This is a genomic window from Flavivirga jejuensis, assembly GCF_030540765.1.
Taxonomy (GTDB): Bacteria; Bacteroidota; Bacteroidia; order Flavobacteriales; family Flavobacteriaceae; genus Flavivirga; species Flavivirga jejuensis.
Genome location: NZ_JAUOEL010000002.1, coordinates 391,815 through 416,395, shown reverse-complemented (window position 1 = coordinate 416,395; position 24,581 = coordinate 391,815). Strand labels below are relative to the sequence as shown.

The following is a 24,581-nucleotide window of genomic DNA, read 5'->3' as shown; positions in this document are numbered from 1 at the left end:
TCGAGGATAGTTGGTTTCAAGAAATTCTTTATTTCTTAAAACTTAATTATTCAAAATTTAGGTAAAAATCTAAAGATTTAATGCTGTCTATATTATAACAAGAGGATGGATGACAGAAAGATTACAAACCAAATATTACAAAATCCCAAAAAACACATAGTTCTTCCCAGTTTGGGCTTAACTCATCCCTTTTTTTTTAGTAAGGATTAATAGTTTATGTTTTTTGTTATAAACAATATTGATTTTTTAACAAAAAAATTTTAATCCATGAAACAAAAAAACTTTTTTAGAGTATTATGCATAATCTTACTTTCAATGGTTTACGCAGCTTCTTATGCACAATTTGGTAACGCATTAAACTTTGATGGAAGCAATGACTATGTAATAGGCGAGCATTTTAACCTACCTGGCTATGATGAATATACTATAGAATTTTGGTTTAAAACCGATATGACGCCTCAAGGTGGTACTTTTAATGATAACGGGACTCCCGATAACCTTGACGATGATGAAGATTTTGTAGGAGGTAATTGGTACTGTTTTGAATGTACAACGGAACATCCAAAAATTTCTGTAAGCCAAAAAAATGCTATAGTCACTTGGTCGTCGTCTACCAATGGTATTAGGTCATATGATATCAATGCAGACTATGGTGAGATAGTGTATGGCGAATGGGATAATAGCCAAGAATACAGCAGAGATTTTTGGAGTTATAATTCCGGTGCTTTTTCTACAGTGGCCGACGAGATCGATGATGATAATTATGAAAACCCAGTACTTAATAACGATGAATGGCATCATATTGCCATCACTAAAAAAATTGATGAAGATGACACTAACTACTCTAAATATATTATTTATACGGATGGACAGTGGTATGGAATATTAAATTACTTAAATAATGGTAATAGTTCTGTGAGATGGGAAAATAATGTATTTTCTACAGATACTGATTTTTTTACTATAGGAGCGCAACGTCCTATTGGTTTTCAACATTTTCTTAATGCCACATTAGATGAGCTTAGAATTTGGGATTATGCAAAAAGCAGAGCCCAAATTCATGCCCAAATGAATAAGCAGCTAACAGGCGATGAAGATAATTATAGTAATCTAGTGGCTTATTATAAATTTAATGAAGGGAGTGCAGGTAACGATAACACAAATTTAACAGAAGTAACTAACGAAGTAGGAGGTAATGGTACATTCTCTGATAATTTTGCCCTAACGGGTAATGGCTCTAACTTTGTAAGTGGCGTTACCGAAAACGATTTTATTAATTTTAATGTTGACACCGAGAACGACAATGCTTTAGATTTAGATGGAGTAAATGATTATGCGATTCTAGATCACTTTTCAATGCCAGATCAAGCTACTATAGAATTTTGGATAAAAACTGATGAAGAAGACTCTAGTGGTAGTGCTAGAACAGCTCTTTTAACATGGTCTGGTGAAGCATCTGTTGCTTATGCCTACGAGGTTTCTATAAACGAAAGTGGAATAGAATTTAGTAAGTGGGATGATACAAGTTATAAAGCTATTCTTAGTGGTAAAGAGATTGCTCGAGATAACTTATGGCATCATGCGGCTATTGTTAAAGATGGTACTAATATAACGTTTTACATTGATGGAAATCAAGAACATAGTGACACAATAAGTAGCGAAACAACTGAATTTGAGACCCTTTTTCTTACCTTAGGTGCTCTTAAATGGCCATTAACAGACGATGACTATGACCAAGAGGGTAAAGCTACCTTAGATGAATTAAGAATTTGGGGCGTAGCAAAGTCTCAGGCTGAAGTTCAAAATCAGATGTTAACAAAATTATCAGGTAGCGAAGATAATCTATTAGCGTATTACCCTTTTAACCAAGGTACTGCCAATGAGGACAATACATTAGAAACCACATTGATTGATTATTCTGGGAACAATCATAATGGGACATTAGTTAATTTTGCCTTAGATGGCTCTACATCTAACTGGGTAGAAGCACCTGTTATAGCGTCTCTTTTTGGAGATGTCCCTTTTATTACTACTTGGCAAACTACCACTGCAAACGAGAGCATAACCATACCTATTAATGGTGATTATGATTATGATTTTACTGTAGACTGGGGCGATAATAGTACATCAGATATTGTTACAAATGATGTTAATGATGCTGAGCTTACCCATACCTACACAAATGCAGACACCTATACTGTAACCATTACAGGTGTGTTCCCTGCTATTTATTTTAATAATATTGACGCCGACAACCAGAACAAGATTCAAACCGTAGAGCAGTGGGGAAATATACTATGGTCATGGATGGGCGATGCCTTTGAAGGATGTAGCAATCTGGATGTATATGCTTCAGATGCTCCTAATTTACTAAATGTAACACATATGTGGGGTATGTTCCGAGAAGCAAGTGGGCTTACTGGAGCTAATACCGACTTTAATAGCTGGAATGTGAGCAATGTACAACAATTTGGGAGTATGTTTCGTGACGCTTCTAATTTCAATGCAGATCTTAGCAACTGGAACTTAGCTAGCATGTCTTCACCTACTTATCTTGATCAGGCACTTTCAAATACAGGCATGGATTGTGCTAACATTACTAGCACCCTTATAGGATGGGCAAATAATGATAATACCCCAGATGCAGACTTTGACTTACATGTTTCTGACTATACTGCTTCTGCAGAAACTGCCGTAGATGACCTTGAAGCAAAGGGCTGGGATATTATCATAATGAATGCTGGTTCATGTGCAACGGCATCTATTGATGAGGTATTTAGTAGCTCCATAAGTGTAAATAACCCAGTAACTAATACGTTAACTATTAATGGGCCTGCTGGTTTTGAGCTAAAAGAAGCTACGCTGTATACCATTTTAGGTAAAGAAGTATTAACCTCTACCAGTACAACAATAAATGCTAGCAAATTATCTACCGGATTGTATGTTTTAAAAATTGAAAATATAGAAGGGCTAATAGCTACTAAAAAAATTGTTAAGCAATAATACTTAAGTGTTATAAATTAAATATTAAAGTTGTTTCATAATAAATAACCACTTATTGCTTGCTATAAAACCCAAACTCGTGTAAAATACGGTTTGGGTTTTTTTATTGAAAATTAATAAACGAAAGATAGTATTTAAGTACCTTTTCAATAGTTCTCGGTTAATAGCTTTTAAAACGGATACTTTAAAAAACTGTATTTTTTAGATCCCTTTTATTGGTCTCAAATGGAGTTAAAACTATGTACTTTATTGCATGTCGCTTTTAGCTTCTAAAAATTTTAGACACGAACCAGCCTGCCGGCTGCTACGGTGTACCCACAAATATTGGAGTAGGAATTTTAAAGGCTCAAAAATAATCGTTAAGAACAGACCATAGGGCAAGCCCAGACCCTTCGTAAGAATAAAGAACAAAATTTCGAAACCCAGGAGCATAGCCTTGGATGCTGTGATGGGGCGGCGCGAAATTTTGTTCTTGGTTTTTCTTAAGCGCAGCGAGAGAAGAAATTCCTTCGAAGGGGCGTCTTTTCTCCTGCCTGCCGGCAGGCAGGTTTGTTACTTTTCTTTGGACGAGCAAAGAAATCGAAGATTCATGAACTCCTATTTATCAAATAAGATTTGTGAACTAAAAGTAAATAATAAAATAGAAACCTTCTTTAAAAGATGTGGGTACACCGTAGCTGCCGGCTGGCAGGTTTCACGAATTCACACGAATTCAGTTTTACCATATTTCACGAAGCAGACTTTCAGTCTGCCAAAACGAACCTATGGACTTCCAGTCCATAGGAGTGGTTTAGTTAAAACCAATTCAACAATTCAACCAATTGGTAACAACACACGTTTTTATTATAGAACAATAGAACCTATATTTAGATAAGCCACATGAAAGGCTTAACATATAATCATTTTTGCCCTCAGACCGTTTTTGGAAGCGTATGATAGAGGAAATCATAAAGAATCGAAAAAGTACCAATGCATCCATAGTTATTATAAAGTATATAGAAAAGAGTCAGACTTTACCAATAATGAACCATATTGCATTCTTTATTTTGAACAACAATTTGAACCAGAGCAGGAGGAGAGTGATTTTGAGGATGATTATTGGTATGAAATAACTATTGATGGGCATAAAATTATTGGACATTTCACCATAAAGTACTAAACTTAAAATCTAAACTCTATTAAGAAGCACCCTTTGTTAGTTTAGGTATTATAATAACTTCTCCGAGTATCTATTTTTACTAATAATAGGTAAGGCCAAGAAACAGATAAGAGATAACCTAACCAGAAACGTTCCAGAAAACCATTTTAGGAACAGCTCTTTAGGCAATCAAGTATCTTCTAGAACTGTTGTGATAGGCTCTTCATTAACAATGCACATCGTTAAACCCAATTTCTATAATCCCCATTTTCCCTTTTTTCATCCCATATTTAGCCAATTACAGCACTTATATTATGAAAATTTATATAAACAATGCACTTTAGAAGCTAACCATTTCAAAACAAAAGAATGAAAAAAAATTATTCTCCCAGAGCGGTTCCAGCGCAAACCTTAAAAAAAGGCATTAAAAATGCCTCTTTGTTATTTTTGCTATTTATAGTAAGTGCTGCACACACCAATGCACAAGCTATAGGTCCAAATTATGTAAACATTCCCGATGTCAATTTTAAAAACGCTTTGCTGTCCAACACAACCATAAACACCGATAACGATACTGAAATAAGTTATAATGAAGCGGCCGCTTTTACAGGAACAATGGATGTTTCACGTAAAGGCATAGCAGATCTAACAGGTATTGAGGCTTTTGTTAATATTACACATTTATATTGTAGAGACAATGCTTTAACAAGTTTAGATGTCTCTGCTAATACAGCTTTAACAAGGTTATATTGTTCCAATAATCCTTTAACAAGTTTAGATGTCTCTGCTAATACAGCTTTAACAAGGTTATATTGTTCCAATAATGCTTTAACAAGTTTAGATGTCTCTGCTAATACAGCTTTAATAAGTTTACAGTGTTGGATTAATCCTTTAACAAGTTTAGATGTCTCTGCTAATACAGCTTTAATAAGTTTACAGTGTTACGGTAATGATTTAACAAGTTTAGATGTCTCTGCTAATACAGCTTTAACAAGTTTAGATTGTTGGATTAATAATTTAACAAGTTTAGATGTCTCTGCTAATACAGCTTTAATAAGTTTACAGTGTTACGGTAATGATTTAACAAGTTTAGATGTCTCTGCTAATACAGCTTTAACAGAATTAGGTTGTAACTCTAATGCTTTAACAAGTTTAGATGTCTCTGCTAATACAGCTTTAACAGAATTAGGTTGTAACTCTAATGCTTTAACAAGTTTAGATGTCTCTGCTAATACAGCTTTAACAAGTTTATATTGTGGTAACAATAATTTAACAAGTTTAGATGTCTCTGCCAATACAGCTTTAAGAGGTTTATATTGTGACGATAATGCTTTAACAAGTTTAAACGTTGCCAATGGCAATAATACTAATTTAATAACTTTTACCGCAGAAAACAACCCTAATTTAAGCTGTATACAAGTGGACGATGTTACCTATAGCAACACCAATTGGGCAAATGATATAGATACCACCGCAAGTTTTAGTACCGATTGTTCTCCTATAGTGTACATCCCCGATGTCAATTTTAAAAACGCTTTGCTGTCCAACACAGCCGTAGACACCAATAACGATACAGAAATAAGTTATAATGAAGCGGCCGCTTTTACAGGAACAATGGATGTTTCATTTAATAACATAGCAGATTTAACAGGTATTGAGGCTTTTGTTAATATTACAGGTTTAAATTGTAGAGACAATGCTTTAACAAGTTTAGATGTATCTGAAAATACAGCTTTAATATATTTATATTGTGACGATAATGCTTTAACAAGTTTAGATGTCTCTGCTAATACAGCTTTAACATTGTTATATTGTTACGATAATGCTTTAACAAGTTTAGATGTCTCTGCTAATACATATTTAGGAGATTTATATTGTGACGGTAATGCTTTAACAAGTTTAGATGTCTCTGCTAATACAGCTTTAATATATTTATATTGTGACGGTAATGCTTTAACAAGTTTAGATGTCTCTGCTAATACAGCTTTAACATGGTTATTTTGTTACGATAATGCTTTAACAAGTTTAGATGTCTCTGCTAATACAGCTTTAACAAGGTTATATTGTGACGGTAATGCTTTAACAAGTTTAGATGTCTCTGCTAATACAGCTTTAACAACTTTATATTGTGACAATAATGCTTTAACAAGTTTAGATGTCTCTGCTAATACAGCTTTAACAAGGTTATATTGTGACGATAATGCTTTAACAAGTTTAGATGTCTCTGCCAATACAGCTTTAAGAGGTTTATATTGTGACGATAATGCTTTAACAAGTTTAAACGTTGCCAATGGCAATAATACTAATTTAATAACTTTTACCGCAGAAAACAACCCTAATTTAAGCTGTATACAAGTGGACGATGTTACCTATAGCAACACCAATTGGGCAAATGATATAGATACCACCGCAAGTTTTAGTACCGATTGTTCTCCTATAGTGTACATCCCCGATGTCAATTTTAAAAACGCTTTGCTGTCCAACACAGCCGTAAACACCAATAACGATACAGAAATAAGTTATAATGAAGCGGTCGCTTTTACAGGAACAATGGATGTTTCATTTAATAACATAGCAGATTTAACAGGTATTGAGGCTTTTGTTAATATTACACGTTTATATTGCAATTACAATAATTTAACCAGCTTAGAGGTTGCCAACAATTTGGCTCTTGAAGAATTACGGTGTAATAGCAATAATTTAACAAGTTTAGATGTCTCTGCCAATACAGCTTTAACAAGGTTAATATGTTACGATAATGCTTTAACAAGTTTAGATGTCTCTGCAAATACAGCTTTAACAAGTTTATATTGTTCCAATAATGCTTTAACAAGTTTAAACGTTGCCAATGGCAATAATACTAATTTAATAACTTTTACCGCAGAAAACAACCCTAATTTAAGCTGTATACAAGTGGACGATGTTACCTATAGCAACGCCAACTGGGCAAATGATATAGATACCACCGCAAGTTTTAGTACCGATTGTTCTCCTATAGTGTACATCCCCGATGTCAATTTTAAAAACGCTTTGCTGTCCAACACAGCCATAAACCCCAATAACGATACAGAAATAAGTTATAATGAAGCGGCCGCTTTTACAGGAACAATGGATGTTTCATCTAAAAACATAGCAGATCTAACAGGTATTGAGGCTTTTGTTAATATTACACGTTTATATTGCAATTACAATAATTTAATCAGCTTAGAGGTTGCCAGCAATTTGGCTCTTGAAGAATTACAGTGTTATAGCAATAATTTAACAAGTTTAGATGTCTCTGCTAATACAGCTTTAACAAGTTTATATTGTTACGATAATGCTTTAACAAGTTTAGATGTCTCTGCCAATACAGCTTTAACATTTTTAAGTTGCGGTGGCAATTCTTTAACAAGTTTAGATGTCTCTGCTAATACAGCTTTAACAAGGTTATATTGTGACAATAATGCTTTAACAAGTTTAGATGTCTCTGCAAATACAGCTTTAACATTTTTACTGTGTCACAATAATGCTTTAACAAGTTTAGATGTCTCTGCTAATACATATTTACAATATTTATTTTGTTACAATAATGCTTTAACAAGTTTAGATGTCTCTGCAAATACAGCTTTAAAAAGTTTACTGTGTAACAATAATGCTTTAACAAGTTTAGATGTCTCTGCTAATACAGCTTTAACAAGGTTAGATTGTTACAGTACTGCTTTAACAAGTTTAGATGTCTCTGCCAATACAGCTTTAATATTTTTACTGTGTCACAATAATGCTTTAACAAGTTTAGATGTCTCTGCCAATACAGCTTTAAGACAGTTACACTGTCACAATAATGCTTTAACAAGTTTAGATGTCTCTGCCAATACAGCTTTAACAACTTTATATTGTTATAATAATGATCTAACAAGCTTGGATGTATCAAACAACACTGCTTTAACAAGTTTATATTGTTATGGTAATGATTTAACATACTTAAATGTAGCCAATGGTAATAATACGAATTTGAATTATTTTATAGGCACAGACAACCCCAATTTAAGCTGTATACAAGTGGATAATGTGGCTTATAGCAACGCCAACTGGGCAAATAATATAGATGCTACCGCAAGTTTTAGTACCAATTGTGGCACAGGAAAAGCTACCAAAACTAAAACAAATGTTGATGTTGCTACAGTTATTGATAGTAGTCTTGATAATGAATTATTATTTAATGAAACCATACGCATAAGCCCCAACCCCGTGGTAAATACATTAAGTATTGTAACACCATCTGGTTTTCAATTAAAAGAAGCCAAAGTTTATAACCTATTAGGGAAAGCATTATTGAGCTCTTTTAATAACAAAATAGATGCCAGTAGTTTACCAACTGGAATGTATATAGTAAAAGTAGAAAGCACCGATGGGAAAATTCAAACCAAAAAAATTATAAAAGAATAATACCAATTTTAAATTAAAACAAACTTAGAATAGGTATAACATCCGTATTGTTCTTACAACAAAAATCCAAACAGGTGCCCAACAAGCACTGGTTTGGTTTTTTTTGATAAGTCTCCTTGGAGCGACCTGTGTTCAAGACAAGCTAAAGTCGAGACCTTTTAAAAAACCTCTCGACTTTAGTTAATACTGAGCGCCCGCCTGCCGGACAATGGCATTAAGTTAAGACTAAAATGTCAGTCTGAGCGTAGTCGAAGACCTTATAAACCTTAGTTTTTAAAAGCATTTCGTTAAGCTTCGCTAGGTATCTTCAATATAAAATACATTTTATATTTCGATAATGCTCGAGGAGACATTACGTCGTTATATCCGCTTGAGAATTTTTTTGGTCTCCGGTCTCAACTAAACACAAGATGCATAAAAAAGGCAATCTTATCCATCTTTGAGTCGTTTTTTGGTAGTTTGGTAATAATACTTTAACTCATATTTAAAAAGCCAAGAAAGTCTCTTAATTTTCGATAAGCTACTTTTTTATGATCCTTGACCGTATTGATGGATATAGATAACTCATCTGCTATCTCATTATTGGTATAGTCTTCGATACTCAATCTAATAACCTGAGCCGCCTTTTCTGGCAGCTTACTAATGGCTTTATCTATAACAGCTGTGGTTTCTATAACGACGGCTTCAGGCATATAAGAATCTTCTGTTTCAAAAGCTTCCAGATTTGTAAGCTCATAACGTTCTGTTACTTTATACTGTTTACTTTTTAAATAATTGATACATTTATTTTTAACAGCTAAATAAAAAAAACCTATGGCATGGTTTTCATTTTTAAAAGCAATGTTATCTTCCCATACTTTAACAAAAACCTCCTGAACGAAGTCTTTTGAGGTATCCAAATCATTGAGGTACTTGTACCCAAACACACATAATTGTGGATATAAACTCTCGAAAAACTGTTTATAACTCTTATTATTAAACTCCTTTTTCTTCTCGCTCATAATTTTAAATTAAGGTGTTTTCGGGTTTATTCTCTGGGGTGTTTACAATCGCATTAGCTTTAATACAAGATTCTATATGTTTCGCTACAGTATAAACACAAATCCATTTTCTGTTGTCTCTTTTTTCGTTATGGTATTTGGCAGGAAAGCGAGCAAAGAATAGATCAAATTCTTTCTCCATTAATAAATGAGTACCCGTATGGTATTTTAAATCTGCTAAAAGAATTCCAAATATTTTCAAGCCCAGTTTACAATGTTTTTTTACGTTTTCTTTAAGGGATGTTTGATTAATTATTAGCGTAAGGGAATTTGAAAGGGCATTGTGCGTTAAAATCAAAATTTCGCGAGAATCATTAACATTGTTTTTTTCCATGGATTCGGTTTTTTTAGATTTTCCTTTATCCTTGTGATTGCTCATCACAAGTCCACTTTAAATAAAAAATGGCATATAACTATTTAAAGTTATAAATGCTTGTTTTATAATATTTTACAGCGTTTAAGTTTCCTTAAAAATGAGATAACACTCCATTAAGGCCTTAATGAGTGGAAACAAAAAGGCGTGGAACTCAGCTTACTGCCTTAGAGGTACTGGTATACCGAGGAACAATAAGTGAGCCCACGCCCATAGATAGACGTGAGCATATTACTTATCATTTCGTTCCTTTAAAATTACCAGTTTTCTAAGACGAAATTCAAAGCGAATGCTTCAATATTTTGATTTGAAGAATCGCAAAATTACATTATTAATGTAATTCTTGCTCAAATATATAAAATTAAAATAAATAATGGTATATAGTCCATTGATAAGTTTGAAAAAAATGACTGAATTTGTATATGTCGAAAGATAACTTATTAGAAATAGAGAAATATGTAATTTTCCAAGTTAGAGAAGAGAGGGAAGCTCGTAATATTACTCAAGAGGAACTATCAAACAAATTAGGTAAAAACAGTTCATATATAGCCCATATTGAAGCCCCTTCAAAAAAAGCAAAATACAATATTTCCATTCTAAATGAAATTGCCAAAATATTTGATTGTTCTATAAAAGACTTTTTTCCAGAAAAACCAATTTAATGATAATCTTGATAGTCTTTTGAAAGATGATCAAGTATAACTATAAATTAGATTATTTTTATAAATGTGGGAAAAATAAAAACCCCGCTTCGCAAAGTCTCCCGACTTTGAGGTCATTATAATTCCAATAATATACATATAAAACGTTTATTTTCAATATTGATTATATTTTGTAATTGATTGATTTTTTTTAAAGCATCTGTTACCAGTTCTCATTTAGAATGGCTCAAATTATGGACTGGAAGTCCATAGGTTCGTTTTGGCAGACAGAAAGTCTACTTCGTGAAATATGGTAAAACTGAATTCGTGTGAATTCGCGAAACTTGCCAGCCGGCAGGCTAGTTCGTGTCTAAAATTTTTAGAAACTAAAAGCAAAATGCACTAAAGTACATAGTTTTAACTACAGTTGATATCAATAAAAAGCAGCTATTTTTTGTTTAGGCAAAAAAGAAAATGCAGTCATCATAGCCTTAGTTACGATTACATTTTATTTTGAAGTATAAGCGAAAAAGAGCAAATTTTAATGAGTAATTTTAGGTTGGAAATGGTATAAGCATATGCCTATGGGTCCTACGGGTAACCCAGTGCCATCCCGAACCGCTAATAGTAATCTCCTCCTTGTCATTTCTGTGCGGTTACAGAGCGTCCCGCACTAGCGCGTAGCCCAAAAAATACCTGCAGAAAAACAGAAACGCAAGCCCAAATAATCACCACCTCATGAGGCGAATTCCCTCTCACAACCACCAGAACCAGTTTAATAAAATCCCTTACATCTATAAATTCATCCCTCATTTAATAGAGTTAAGCACAATTTTTAAAATAACTATAATATATGATTTAATGTTGTTGATTGATGATATTAGACTTTAATAAAAACACTTTAAATCTATGAAACAAAAGAACTATTTAAAGAAATTATACATACTTCTCTTAGCCTTAGTATGTATATCTGTTGTAGCTCAAAACGACAACGCTTTACATTTTAATCAAGTCCCATATATAATAGGAGACCATTTTTCTTATATAATAGGAGACCATTTTTCTTTACCTAATGGAAATAATGAATTTACCTTAGAGGTATGGGTGAAATTCCCAGAATTAGGTGGTAGGTTAGCTATAGCAAGTTGGGCTAATGATGCGGCTGGTGATGCAGATAAATATTCATATGAGTTTAATATTGAAAAAGGACGACTTCTATACGCAGAATGGGATCCAGTTCAAGGTTGGACAGATCATCATGCTCCAGCGAACACGACCATGAATAATGATACATGGCATCATGTTGCCTTTGTTAGGAAAGCATATCCTGGTGATGACTCAACCGATAATAATATATTTTTATATGTTGATGGAGTTGAGGCATATAGCGTAAAGGGTTTAGATACTAGCGATTTTGTGACCGATTACTTTACAATAGGTGCATTTAAAATTTTTAGTGGCGCCTATCAGCATTATTTTCCAGGTGCCATGGATGAGTTAAGAGTTTGGAACTATGCAAAAACTCAAAATGAGATTCGAGGGCAGATGATCTCAAAATTAGATGGTAGCGAAAACAACTTTGGTAACTTATTGGCTTATTATCCTTTTGACGAAGGTGTAGCTGGTGGAGATAACACCTTAATAACTCAGGTAGTGGATGCGTCAGGGAATAATCATAACGGTACATTGGTGGGTTTTGAGTTAGATGGTGAAACTTCTAATTTTGTAGAAACTGAAGATTATACTACCCTGCCACAAGGCTCTTTCATTACTACTTGGGAGGTTGATGAAACAACAGGTTTAGAGATTATCATACCTATTGATGGTAGTTATACTTACAACTATACCGTAGATTGGGGAGATGGCAACAGCACCACTGAAAATGCCGCCGCCACCCATACTTATCAGAGTGCAGGCACCTATACCGTTACCATTAGTGGCGATTTTCCAGCCATTTATTTTAACAACGCAAATGATGCAAACATAGAGAAAATACGTACCGTAGAGCAGTGGGGCTTTATAGAATGGGAAAGCATGGCGAATGCCTTTAAAGGGTGCTCCAAGATGAACGTAACGGCCAAGGATGCCCCCAATTTGGCAAATGTCACCGATATGAGTTCCATGTTCAATAGGGCTCAATCACTCACCGGGACAGAGACCGATTTCAACAGCTGGGATATGAGCAATGTCAACAGTATGTCCCACATGTTTTATGGGGCCACTAATTTCAACCCTGACTACATCGGCGATTGGGACGTAAGCAACGTTACCGATATGGGGGCCATGTTCGATGGTGCGAGTGCCTTTACAGGTGGCGGCATCGGCGACTGGGCGGAAAAGACGGCCGAAGTGAAACAAATGATTTTTATGTTCGCTGGAGCCATTAAGTTCAATACGGACATTGGTGATTGGGATGTGGGCAGAGTCACCAACATGAGGGGCATGTTCCAGAATGCGTTGTTCTTTACAGGGGAGAACATGGACAAGTGGAAGACAGGCAATGTGGAAACAATGCGTTTCATGTTCCACAATACCCCGTCCTTTAATGGGGACATCAGCGATTGGAACGTGGGGAACGTCCAAAGCATGTATTTTATGTTTCAGGGAGCCAGTGCCTTTAACCGGGACATCAGTAACTGGGATGTCAGCAAGGTCACCACCATGAAGGGCATGTTTGCCAATGCGACATTAGTTCTAGTTAGTGGCACTGAAATATTTAATATCGCCGGACCCAATGATAATATACGTACGATCTTCAATCAGGATCTGAGCGATTGGGCGGAAAGGATGGGCAATGTAACGGACATGTCCGGCATGTTCTACAATGCCACAGCCTTTGACCAAGATCTGGGCAGTTGGGACATAGGCCAGGTGACCAATATGGAGTTGATGTTGGACTTGAGCGGGATGTCGGCAACGAACTATGGGGCCACCTTGGAAGGATGGGCCGATGCAAGCAATACCCCCACGGACATTACGCTGGGCGCGGAAAATTTGATATATGACTGTGAGGGGGATGCCCACAGACAAGTGCTGATTGATACCTATAGTTGGACGTTTGAAGGAGATGCCCTGGGGGACGACCTGGCCCCGGAGCTCACCGTGACCGATCACACCGTATACCTGGAAGGGGGCACGGGCACGCTCAACTTGGATGATCTGGACTATAGCGCCGTGGACAACTGCAGCGAAGAAGGAGAGCTGGAATACAGTTTTGAAGCTTTTGAAGCCGAAAGTATTGTAACGACCAAGGAGTATACCCTTGACCATTTGGGGGACAATACAGAGACCCTGTACGTGAGAGATGCCCTTGGCAATGTGGCCAGTGCGGCCCTTACGGTAACGGTGGTCAGACCAACGGATATCCTTTCCTTCACCCTTAACGGGCAGATTATGGATTCGGAGATCGACTATGTTGCCCATACCATAAATATCATAATGCCCTATGGCACAGACCTGGACGGACTTGTGCCCACGATCACCATTCCCGATGGCTCTGGCATCGATCCGGAAAGCGGTGTTGCCCAGAACTTTACCAATACGGTAAACTACACGGTGACCGCGGGGGACACCACCACCGAACAGGAGTGGACGGTCAATGTAACGGAGGGCGGGGCCTGTATGGTCTTCGCCGTTGCCCAGGACATTACTGTGGAGTTAGATGCTAATGGATTTGCATCTATTACCGCTGATGATATCGATAATGGTTCCGGAGCTGGCTGTAACAATGTTACTTTAAGTTTAGACAGAACAGATTTTAGCTGTGCCGATGTGGGCACGCCTGTAACCATTACGCTTACTGTTACAGACGAAAATAATAACTCAGATACGGCAACAGCCCAGGTAACCGTAGAAGATGTTGTAGGGCCAACGGTGGTAACTCAAGATATTACCGTAGCATTAGATGCCAATGGGCAAGCGACCATTTCTGCTCAAGAGATAGACAATGGCTCTTTTGATGCTTGTGGCGGTATTGACAGCATGTTCTTGGATATTATGACCTTCTCAGAACTGGGCAATGTAGCCGTAACACTTACGGTAATCAATACTGCAGGGGACCCAGCAACAGGAACAGCTATAGTTACGATAACAGCTAGAGGTACCGAGGTTGTAGCACCAGGTGGTTTCTCCCCTAACGGAGATGGCATCGGGGATACTTGGGTGGTAGAAAACATAGCGGATTATCCAAGCAATACCGTTCAGGTATTCAACCAATGGGGAGAACCAGTGTATGAAGCCAATGGTTATCGAAATGACTGGAATGGGGTCTCCAATAAAACCAGCAATAGCATTAAAAAATTGCCTGTTGGGGCCTATCTGTATATCATAAATTTAAACGAATCGGGAATAGCTCCTAAAAGAGGATGGATATATATCAATTATTAATCCTTTGTGTTTTTCAAATAAAAAATACCACATAATTCCAGAACAAATTATCCATTCCATTATCTGAAAGCGGTTTTGGTTAAAACCGCTTTCATAAAAAATAATAAAATGAAAAAAATTAAATTATATTGTTTTATCGTAATCTCAATGAGCTACATACAGGTACGTGCACAACAAGATGTAACCTATACCCTGTATAATTATAATATGAATGTTATTAACCCTGCCTATGCAGGGGTTGGAGAAACACCAGAATTCACATCCAACTTTAGAAGCCAGTGGGCAGGTTTAGAAGGCGGGCCCGAAATCCAGAGTTTTTCAGCGGGTGTACCAATAAACGAAAAAATTGGACTGGGTTTTTCAATTGTTAATAGTAGTGTGTTTGTACTAAAAGAAATAGATGTTACTATTGATTTTTCTTATAAAGTACCGGTAACAGAAACGCTAGATCTTTTTTTAGGGATTAAGGCATTGGGCGGTTCTTTAGTACAGGTAGACTTGACCAGGGCAGGAGTTGAGAACGATCCGCTCTTTACCGAGAATATAAGCGAATTCAACCCAAATATAGGGATTGGCGCCTATTTGAGGGGAGACAATTTTTATGTAAATGTATCGGCTCCAGCGATTTTAAAAACCAATCGATATGAAAAAGAATCGGGAATAGCAACAGAGGCTACAGATAAATTACATTTTTATGCAGGTGCAGGGTACCATTTTTCTTTAAAGAATGATATGATTTTTACCCCCTCTGTATTAACCAGAATGGTGAGTGGTGTTCCTTTGTCGATGGATATAAGTGGGACATTGAATATGAATAATACATTGGAGTTTGGAATTAGCCATAGGTTAAAAGAATCTATAAGTGGATTGGTGTTTTTTAAGATAACAGATTCGGTGCGGGCAGGCTACGCCTATGATAGTTCGATAACAGCAGTAAAAGACTATAGCGGAGGAAATCATGAAGTGATATTGAAGTTTAACCTTATTAATTCAAAAAAACAATCCAAGATTACGCCTGTGGATGAATTAACCGACCCAATTCTAAGTAATAACTAAATAGATCACTTACAAAATTTGTTTTATAGACGACTGAAGGATATCCTCCTAGTGCAGTAACTGTTTTATTCTATCCTTCCATTATCCAGTTCTGATCAAAATAAAATATCGAAACCATACTAATATTACATTCAATCAAGGTACACATCAAGCAAACTTATTTAGTTTTGACAGATCTCCTAATACTTCATATCTTACCTTAGGAGCTTGGAGATTCGTCAGTAAAGAAGACGGAAAATAAAGGTTTTTAGGTGCTTTAGACGAGTTCAGAATTTGGAATTATGCAAAAGGGGAAGAGGAAATTCAAGCTCAAGCGCATACAAAACTAACAGCTAATGAAGATAATTATAACGAATTATTAGCGTATTATCCTTTTAACCATGGTAATGCCAATCAAGCCAATCCATATGAAGCCACATTGCTTGATTACTCTAGAAATAATTATCATGGTGAATTACAAAATTTCGCCTTATCAGCAATTGGTGATACTGGTGATACCTCTAATTGGGTAGGTGGGATAATAGATTTTACTGACTATTACTTTCTATCTATTAATGATGAGGTATTTAGTAACACTATAAGTGTAAGCTCCAATCCTGTAACCAATATATTAAATACTATTACAGCATCTGGTGTAGAATTAAAACACACCAAACTTTATAGTATAGTAGGAAAAGAATTAGTAAGTACCACTAGCAGCCAGTTAGATGCGAGCAGTTTACCTTCTGGGATGTATATTTTAGAAATAGAAAGTACCGATGGAGAAATTCAAACTAAAAAAATAATAAAAAATAGTATATTTTATTTACTAGTAGAATAAGAATCCAAATGGGTAGCAGTACCTATTTGGTTTTTTTATTAAAAAAAGTTATAAATGAATTAATGCGACAGAACCTTTTCGTTTTCAATATCCCAAAAATATCATCTTACATCCCATTTTTTTAAGACTTAAGCACTTATTATTGGGTGTTTTTTATTTATAGTTTTACTTTACTTAAAGCAATATATAAAAGAATTGTAATTTACTAATTCCTTTTAAGAGTAGTGGGTTTGCCAGTTATGGTCAAGATGTAGCAGGATTTGGATTTACGGTTACTACATAGTTGAACTCAACACTAGCATCTATAGGTATAGTGTATTGTAATTGCTGCGACCATTAGGTCAAAAATTTAATCGTTACATGGTTTTTTACAACAAATACCAGAATAAACTTAAGAATCCTTTTAAACATTAATAAATTAAAAAATGCCTAAAAACTATTTAGAGGAGAATGTCTATACCGCCGCTAAAAACCGTATACTGGATATTTTTAATACCATTCCAAAGTTGTATTTGGCCTTTAGTGGTGGGAAGGATAGTACGGTTATGTTGCATTTGGCTTTGGAAATAGCCGAATCTGAAAACCGATTACCATTAGATGTCTTGTTTGTTGATTTGGAGGGACAATATGATACGACCATAAAGCATATAGAAGCGATTGGCCTTGATTCTGAAAAAATTAACCTGCATTGGGTTTGTCTTCCTTTGAATCTTCGGAATTCTGTTAGTGTTTTTCAACCCCACTGGCGCTGTTGGGATCCAGAACAATCGGAAGTGTGGATTCGCCCTATGCCACAACACCCACAGGTCATATCAGACGTTGCGTATTATCCTTTTTTTCGCTTTGGGATGGAATTTGAGGACTTTGTGTATCAATGGGGCAATTGGTTTTCCGACGGAGAACTATGTACCTGTTTACTAGGAATTCGGTCTGATGAAAGTTTAAGCCGTTTTTTTTCGGTAACGACCAATGGTTGGTGTGGAAAAAATTGGGCGAGTAAAGCTTCAGAAAACTTGATATTCTCTTACCCTATCTATGATTGGCGAACCGAAGATATCTGGCGTTATGTCGGTAAGGAAAAATTAAAATACAATAAACTCTACGATTATTTTTATTTATGTGGCATGTCCATTCACAAAATGCGTATTTGCCAGCCCTATGGTGATGATCAACGACAAAGCTTGGCGTATTATCATCAGATAGAGCCAGAAACATGGAGTAAGGTTGTGGCACGAGTCCATGGCGTTAATTTTGGAGCAGTCTACAGTAATACTGCTGTTCTTGGTCGAATCAAAGTGGTCTTGCCAGAGGGACTAACATGGAAAAAATACACTTATATTTTGTTGGAATCCATGCCTGAAATCAGTAGAAATCATTATGAAGGGAAAATAAAATCTTTTCTTAGATGGTGGGGAAATAATGGGTTTTCTATAGATCTCGTTCCAGATCAGGGGAACTTAAAATTAGAAAATAAAGGAAAGCTTCCATCTTGGAGAAGAATATGTAAGTGTATCATCAAAAACGATTGGTGGTGCCGTAGTTTGGGCTTTTGCCAAACTAAAAAAACCTATGAAACCTTATATGCAAAAAAGACAGCTTAATGAATAAGAATAAGAGTATAGAGCAAGATATTTTAAAGCTTCTTCGTAAAACCCGTGCCATTCCTGAAGCAAAGAAGGAGGGGCTCATAGACGATGTGCTAGAGATGTTCCGTGGTTATAAAGAACCTGTTTCGAAAGTGGTATGGGTACCCATAAAGGCTATTTCACCAAACTCCTACAATCCCAATAAAATGGCTGCTCCAGAAAAGCGATTGTTGCTCCGTTCTATGCTCGATCACGGAATAACTTTGCCTTTGGTGGTTTCTGCTGAAAAGGAACAAGGCTATATCTTGATAGATGGTTACCACCGTTGGACGCTTATTAAAAGAAGTAAGGAGTTGAAGGACAGATTGAACCGTAGAGTACCTGTGGTTATATTGGAGATACCCGATTATGAAGGGATAATAGCTACTATTCGGCATAATAGGGCTCGGGGACGGCATCAGATTGCGGAAATAAGCGAGGTCGTAAAAATATTATCCGACGAAGGGTTGACTTCTGCAAATATTATGGAGGCATTGGGTATGGATGCAGATGAAGTGTTACGGCTTAAACAGTTCAAAGGATTGGGGGAATTGTTCAAAGATGAGGATTATTCATTATCTTGGAATGCTGATGCCATTGAAAACAAAAAAGGGTAAGCGTAGCTCATGGGTTTTGTCACATTAAATATAAAGAGCTGTGTTTTTAAAAGAGAATCTGATTTCAAGAAGTTAGAGCGCGGAACATTTTAAACGTTGAAGATTTAGGTTTCAAGATTTGATCCAAATATATATTTTCAGTACTATTTATTTTTTCAAACCCATAGCACTGATAAAACCGTTCATGTCTTACATCACAATTAATTACAGCAAAATTAAAAGAATAGGGAGAAACGGGTTTTTTACTAAAAAAGTTCTTTATCCCAGTAAAATCAATATATATATATATATATATATGCTAAATATGAATGAAGGATACGAAAAAGAGCGATTTGCAACCATTAAAATAAAGGATTCCGTCGCAAATAAGTTTAGAAAATTTTGCAAGGAAATTAGACCAAGTGTATGGTAAACTACTCCAATGCCATAAAGCGTTATTAGAGGAAGATAACATCATAAGTTCAGATGCTATTAAATCCCGATATTTAGGAGAAGATGAAAATAGTAAGACATTACTAGAACTTATATCATATTATAATAGTAATAATACATATCAACACTTTTTATTTTATAGTTTAGACAAAATAGTTAAAATTAAGTTTTAATTCTTCAACCTTAATTCTTCAAAATTTAGGTAAAAAACAAAAAAACAATCATCTCTATATTATATCTAAAGGAGATGATTAAAAACTATCCATTGGTAACAAACAACACACGTTTTTATTATAGAACAATAGAACCTATATTTAGATAAGCCACATGAAAGGCTTAACATATAATCATTTTTGTCCTCAGACCGTTTTTGGAAGCGTATGATAGAGGAAATCATAAAGAATCGAAAAAGTACCAATGCATCCATAGTTATTATAAAGGATATAGAAAAGAGTCAGACTATACCAACACGCTTATAGGGTGGGGAAATAATGGAAATACAGCATTTGGAACTGGAACCAACTTTATTCTCAACGTTGGTGATTATGATGATTCAGCGGCAACTGCCGTAAGTAATCTTGTTGCTAAAGGCTGGACCATTAATGGAACAGAAGTTACAGAATGTCCAGCGCTATCTGTTGATAATGAGGTGTTTAGTAGCGCTATAAATGTAAGCCCTAATCCGGTAAGGAGTTTATTAACTATTAATGGTCCTGCTGGTTTTGAGTTAAAAAGCGCATCAGTTTATTCTATAATAGGTAAACAAGTATTAAGCACTACGAGTACCAGTATAGATACTAACAACTTACCTTCCGGATTGTATATTTTAAAAATAGAAAATACAGAAGGTCAAATAGCCATAAAAAAAATAGTTAAGCAATGACTTGTTTAGTGTTATTTTAATTGTTTTTTTGTTTCATAACACAAACAAGCTTGCTTTCTATAAAACCCAAACTAAAACACGGTTTGGGTTTTTTTGAAAATTATCGGTAAAAACACAGTTCTTATATCAGTTCTGATTTAGAACGACTCAAATAAAAAGCAGTTATTTTTTGTTTAGGCAAAAAAGAAAATGCAGTCATCATAGCCTTAGTTACGACTACATTTTATGTTGAAGTATAAGCGAAAAAGAGCAAATTTTAATGGGTCATTTTAGGTCGGAAATGGTATTAAGTCCTTTTCAATTTTAATCAAAAAGAATTCCTCGAGGCTCTGCCTCGGGCCTGCCTCGAGGATAGTTGGTTTCAAGAAATTTTTTATTAAAATTTGTAGGTTTCTAATGTCATAATAACACTTAACCCTTTTCTCGTCCCAATTTTGAGAGCTTTAAGCACTTTTTTTAGTTTTTTTTGTGTAAAAAACGATACTTCTACTAATTATTAATCTAGAAAACTATTTAAAGCTATTACATTCAATAGTTTCTTAAAACAACACATATGACATTTAACCTTAAATTGACCAGTTTTTTTAATTTGAGTAAAATTAAAACCAGTGCATTGGCTTTTTTTATATCACTTGGTTTTCTTGGAAATTCTCAAATACTAATTAATGAAGCATCCAATAAAAATTTAGATCAAATATTTGATGAGGACAATGAAAATGAAGATTGGATTGAATTATTCAATTCAGGCGAAAATACCGTAAATATTAAAGATTGGTCTATTACAGATAATAACTCTAAAGTTACCAAGTGGGTTTTTCCCGATTTAGAGATGGCACCAAAATCTCATGTATTGATATTTGCTTCAGGGAAGGATAGAACTATAGAGCATGGATCAAAATGGGAATCGGCTATACTTCCATCAGATATTTTTAGCTATATTATTCCAGATGCGAATGTTCCAGCCAATTGGAATACATTAGCCTTTGATGCTTCGTCTTGGAGTACAGGTTCGGCAGGGTTTGGATATGGTGATGACGATGATACTACAATTTTACCTACAGGAACTTTAGTTACTTATGTAAGAAAACACTTTATAGTTACCAATTTAAATGCATTAGTTTCAGGAATATGTCATGTGGATTATGATGATGGATTTGTTGCTTATATTAACGGTATTGAAATTTGTAGAAGCAATGTAGCAGGTACACCTACTTGGAACAGTACGGCCACAGATACTCATGAGGCAGTTGTGCCGAATGGAGAAAACCCAGAGGGATTTGTAATTGATCCCAATATATTTGCCTCTGCGTTACAAGAGGGCGAAAATGTATTCTCTATTGAAGTACATAATATATCAGATATATCCTCAGATTTAAGTCTTTCCCCATATCTCTCATTTTCCTTTAATGGTGATAATACTTATTTTTCGGAGTCTCCAGTATGGGTCGGTATTGATGGAGATACAGAATTACATACTAATTTTAAGATTTCTAGCGAAGGAGAAATTGTTTATTTATATAATGATTCTCAGGAATTGATTGACTTTATGGCGGTAGATATCCAAACATTAAATTTCTCTGTTGGAAGAGAAAAAGATGGCATAGATGGACTGGCATTTTTTGAAGGTGCAACACCCGGAACTACTAACAACAATGCCACAGCTTATTTGGATGGGTACGAAGAAATGCCTTTGTTTAGCATGCCTGCTGGATACCATACTAGTACACTCAACGTATCCATTACCAGTACATCAAGTACTGTTGACCAAGTAAGATATACATTAGATGGTTCTGAACCTACTATAACATCACCACTATACAATGGTACACCTATAACACTAACAAACTCAACAACTATCAATGCAAGAGCATTTAGTACTGTAGATAAATTGCCCAGTCCCGTAAATACGAATACTTATATTATCAATGAAACTTTTTCGGTTCCAGTTTTATCTGTAACGACCGATAACAGTAACTTATTTGATGATGATGACGGGATTTTTACCAATTTCTGGGAGTCATGGAACAAGCCTTGCTACATCGAGTACTTTGAGCCAGATGGAACACTGGCATTTCAGCAAAAAGCAGGCATCCAAGTAGATGGAGGCTTCGGTGGAAGTAGACATGAACCTCAGACGTCTTTTCGTATAGAACCAGGAAACGGTATTTATGGAGATGGTGATTTAGAATATAGTTTTCACCCCAATCGCCCCAATCGCGATAATTATGCATCACTTTACCTGAGAAATGGCAGTAATCGATATTTAGATTTACTTTACAAGGATGCTGCCCAGGTAAGAGGCATGGGAGAAGGTACAAATAATTTCTACTCAGAATACCGCCCTATTGTTGTATTTATTAATGGTGAGTATTATGGTATGTATGAGGGACGAGAAAAAATAAACGCCGATTATTTAGAAAGTAATTATAACATGGATACAGATTCATTGGATCTGGTAGGCATCAGTGCTTTTAATCAACCACAAACAGTCTTGGCAAATGAAGGCTCTGTAGAGCCCTTTTTTGAGGATTATAACAAGTTTTTAGCAATGGATACTTCAAGTGCTACTTATTTAGAAGACGTTGGAGAATTTCTCGATCTGGATAATTACACCGATTATATGGCAGCTCAAACTTGGATGACCAATAAAGATTGGCCACAAAATAACATGAAAGCCTGGAGATGTGTAGGTTCAGATATGCGTTGGCAATTTGCCTTAATAGATTTAGAATGGTCATTTTTGCCAACCAACGTTAATTCACCTTATGGATTAGATACCCGTCCTGACTTTGACCAAATAGAATATATGAATAACCTAGGAACTCAGTGGCATGCATCAGGTTACTGGTACATGTTGATGCAAAATGATGATTATAAACATCATTTTATTAATCGCCTGTGCGATTTAATGAATACAAGTTATGCTTATGAGGAATTAGATAAAATAGAAACTGAGATGTTTGATGAAGCATGGCCAGAAATTCCAGCTTATTATGAAAGATGGAATGGTGGAGATGTATCTAAATTCCAGTCTAATCATGAAGATTTTAATAATGAGCTTAGCACCAGAGAAACTTATCTTCGTGAACACTTAAGAGATCATTACAGTTTAAATAATGATGTTGAGGTGAATCTGGACGTTGTAGGATATGGAACCATTAAGATTAGCACTATATCACCAGAAAGCTATCCTTGGGATGGTGATTATTTTAGTGATGTCCCAATTACCATTGAGGCGATTCCAAACCCTGGTTATCAATTTGTTAGATGGCAAGCCAATGATTTGATTACAGACCAGACCAAAAGTGATTTCACTGTTGATTTAGGGGCATCTGCCGAAGTAAGTTTTATAGCAGAATTTGAAATGTCTTCAGAACCATTCACAGAGGTGACTATAACTGAAATAAACTATAAAGATGGTGACGATTTTGAGACAACAGATTGGTTTGAAATATATAATGGAACGTCAAGTACAATAAATTTAGATGGCTGGTATTTTTTAGATTCAGATGATGACCATCGCTATGATTTTGAATCTCAAGTTGAAATCCAGCCAGATGGCTATTTAGTTGTAGCCAGATATACAGAACAGTTTATTGAAAATTATCCATCTGTCACCAATATGGTGGGAGATTTTGATTTTGGACTGGGCTCCGATGACGCCATTAGATTATACAATGCCGATGATGAATTGGTAGTAGAAGTTGAATATTCTGATGATGCCCCTTGGCCATTGAATGAAGATGATACGGGACGAACATTAGAGTTAGATCAATATACGCAAGATCTTAGTGATTCATCGGCTTGGTTTAGTGGATGTTTTAAGGGGTCTCCAGGTTCTGCTTTTGTTTCTAATTGCAATTTATCTGTTAATAATAAGGTGTTTAGTGATGCTGTAAGTGTAAGCCCTAATCCTGTAACCAATATATTAAATATTATTACAACATCTGGTGTAGAATTAAAACACGCCAAACTTTATAGTACATTAGGAAAAGAATTAGTAAGTAGTACCACTAGCAGCCAGTTAGATGCGAGCAGTTTACCTTCTGGCATGTATATTTTAAAAATAGAAAGTACCGATGGAGAAATTCAAACTAAAAAAATTATAAAAAAATAGTATATTTTAATTTACTAGTACAATA

Annotated in this window: 13 protein-coding genes; 11 read left to right on the top strand and 2 right to left on the bottom strand. The window is 35.4% G+C overall.

The features are described 5' to 3' along the window. Window positions 1-267: 267 nt before the first annotated feature. The 3 genes from Q4Q40_RS06660 to Q4Q40_RS06650 all read left to right on the top strand — a co-directional run bounded on the left by Q4Q40_RS06660 (window position 268) and on the right by Q4Q40_RS06650 (window position 8,566). Complete coding sequence (locus Q4Q40_RS06660; protein WP_303301007.1) at window positions 268-3,003, top strand: LamG-like jellyroll fold domain-containing protein; 2,736 nt, start codon at window positions 268-270, stop codon at window positions 3,001-3,003. 922 nt (window positions 3,004-3,925) lie between these two features. After that, a complete protein-coding gene (locus Q4Q40_RS06655) occupies window positions 3,926-4,162 on the top strand; it encodes a T9SS type B sorting domain-containing protein (RefSeq protein WP_303301006.1) in 237 nt (78 codons plus the stop codon). A gap of 348 nt (window positions 4,163-4,510) precedes the next feature. Continuing rightward, the gene (locus Q4Q40_RS06650; protein WP_303301005.1) at window positions 4,511-8,566 is read left to right on the top strand and encodes a T9SS type A sorting domain-containing protein; all 4,056 of its coding nucleotides are present in this window, start codon (window positions 4,511-4,513) and stop codon (window positions 8,564-8,566) included. 473 nt (window positions 8,567-9,039) lie between these two features. Here the strand turns inward: Q4Q40_RS06650 and Q4Q40_RS06645 are convergent, their stop codons facing one another. After that, window positions 9,040-9,567, bottom strand: a complete 528-nt coding sequence (locus Q4Q40_RS06645) for a sigma-70 family RNA polymerase sigma factor (protein WP_303301004.1) — start codon at window positions 9,565-9,567, stop codon at window positions 9,040-9,042. 4 nt (window positions 9,568-9,571) lie between these two features. Continuing rightward, window positions 9,572-9,985, bottom strand: coding sequence for a hypothetical protein (locus tag Q4Q40_RS06640; RefSeq protein ID WP_303279309.1), 414 nt, complete (start codon window positions 9,983-9,985; stop codon window positions 9,572-9,574). Window positions 9,986-10,401: 416 nt separating this feature from the next. Between Q4Q40_RS06640 and Q4Q40_RS06635 the strand changes: the two genes are divergently transcribed. The 8 genes from Q4Q40_RS06635 (at window position 10,402) to Q4Q40_RS06600 (ending at window position 24,556) form a co-directional block, all read left to right on the top strand. Next, the gene (locus Q4Q40_RS06635) at window positions 10,402-10,641 is read left to right on the top strand and encodes a helix-turn-helix domain-containing protein (RefSeq protein ID WP_303279311.1); all 240 of its coding nucleotides are present in this window, start codon (window positions 10,402-10,404) and stop codon (window positions 10,639-10,641) included. An 888-nt stretch (window positions 10,642-11,529) separates the two neighbouring features. Continuing rightward, window positions 11,530-15,006: a BspA family leucine-rich repeat surface protein gene (locus tag Q4Q40_RS06630; protein WP_303301003.1), complete on the top strand. Its 3,477-nt coding sequence runs from the start codon at window positions 11,530-11,532 to the stop codon at window positions 15,004-15,006. A gap of 108 nt (window positions 15,007-15,114) precedes the next feature. Beyond that, window positions 15,115-16,062, top strand: coding sequence for a PorP/SprF family type IX secretion system membrane protein (locus Q4Q40_RS06625; protein WP_303301002.1), 948 nt, complete (start codon window positions 15,115-15,117; stop codon window positions 16,060-16,062). Between the two features lie 418 nt (window positions 16,063-16,480). Next, window positions 16,481-16,882 (top strand): T9SS type A sorting domain-containing protein, encoded by a 402-nt coding sequence (locus Q4Q40_RS06620; RefSeq protein WP_303301001.1) that lies wholly within the window; start codon window positions 16,481-16,483, stop codon window positions 16,880-16,882. A 425-nt stretch (window positions 16,883-17,307) separates the two neighbouring features. Next, window positions 17,308-18,483: a DUF3440 domain-containing protein gene (locus Q4Q40_RS06615; protein WP_303301000.1), complete on the top strand. Its 1,176-nt coding sequence runs from the start codon at window positions 17,308-17,310 to the stop codon at window positions 18,481-18,483. Further along, entirely contained in the window at window positions 18,483-19,124 is a 642-nt protein-coding gene (locus Q4Q40_RS06610) for a ParB N-terminal domain-containing protein (RefSeq protein ID WP_303300999.1), read from the top strand. Before Q4Q40_RS06615 ends, Q4Q40_RS06610 begins: the two co-directional genes overlap by 1 nt. Window positions 19,125-19,926: 802 nt before the next feature. Beyond that, complete coding sequence (locus Q4Q40_RS06605; RefSeq protein ID WP_303300998.1) at window positions 19,927-20,439, top strand: T9SS type A sorting domain-containing protein; 513 nt, start codon at window positions 19,927-19,929, stop codon at window positions 20,437-20,439. Between the two features lie 553 nt (window positions 20,440-20,992). Further along, window positions 20,993-24,556 carry a lamin tail domain-containing protein gene (locus tag Q4Q40_RS06600; RefSeq protein WP_303300997.1) on the top strand — a complete coding sequence of 1,188 codons (3,564 nt, stop codon included), beginning with the start codon at window positions 20,993-20,995 and terminating at the stop codon, window positions 24,554-24,556. Window positions 24,557-24,581: the final 25 nt, after the last annotated feature.

What these genes read in the sequence shown, in the direction of transcription:
- Q4Q40_RS06660 (WP_303301007.1), top strand. Translation starts at nt 268, where the DNA reads ATGAAACAAAAAAACTTTTTTAGAGTATTATGCATAATCTTACTTTCA.
- Q4Q40_RS06650 (WP_303301005.1), top strand. Translation starts at nt 4,511, where the DNA reads ATGAAAAAAAATTATTCTCCCAGAGCGGTTCCAGCGCAAACCTTAAAA.
- Q4Q40_RS06645 (WP_303301004.1), bottom strand. Translation starts at nt 9,567, where the DNA reads ATGAGCGAGAAGAAAAAGGAGTTTAATAATAAGAGTTATAAACAGTTT.
- Q4Q40_RS06640 (WP_303279309.1), bottom strand. Translation starts at nt 9,985, where the DNA reads ATGAGCAATCACAAGGATAAAGGAAAATCTAAAAAAACCGAATCCATG.
- Q4Q40_RS06635 (WP_303279311.1), top strand. Translation starts at nt 10,402, where the DNA reads ATGTCGAAAGATAACTTATTAGAAATAGAGAAATATGTAATTTTCCAA.
- Q4Q40_RS06630 (WP_303301003.1), top strand. Translation starts at nt 11,530, where the DNA reads ATGAAACAAAAGAACTATTTAAAGAAATTATACATACTTCTCTTAGCC.
- Q4Q40_RS06625 (WP_303301002.1), top strand. Translation starts at nt 15,115, where the DNA reads ATGAAAAAAATTAAATTATATTGTTTTATCGTAATCTCAATGAGCTAC.
- Q4Q40_RS06615 (WP_303301000.1), top strand. Translation starts at nt 17,308, where the DNA reads ATGCCTAAAAACTATTTAGAGGAGAATGTCTATACCGCCGCTAAAAAC.
- Q4Q40_RS06610 (WP_303300999.1), top strand. Translation starts at nt 18,483, where the DNA reads ATGAATAAGAATAAGAGTATAGAGCAAGATATTTTAAAGCTTCTTCGT.
- Q4Q40_RS06600 (WP_303300997.1), top strand. Translation starts at nt 20,993, where the DNA reads ATGACATTTAACCTTAAATTGACCAGTTTTTTTAATTTGAGTAAAATT.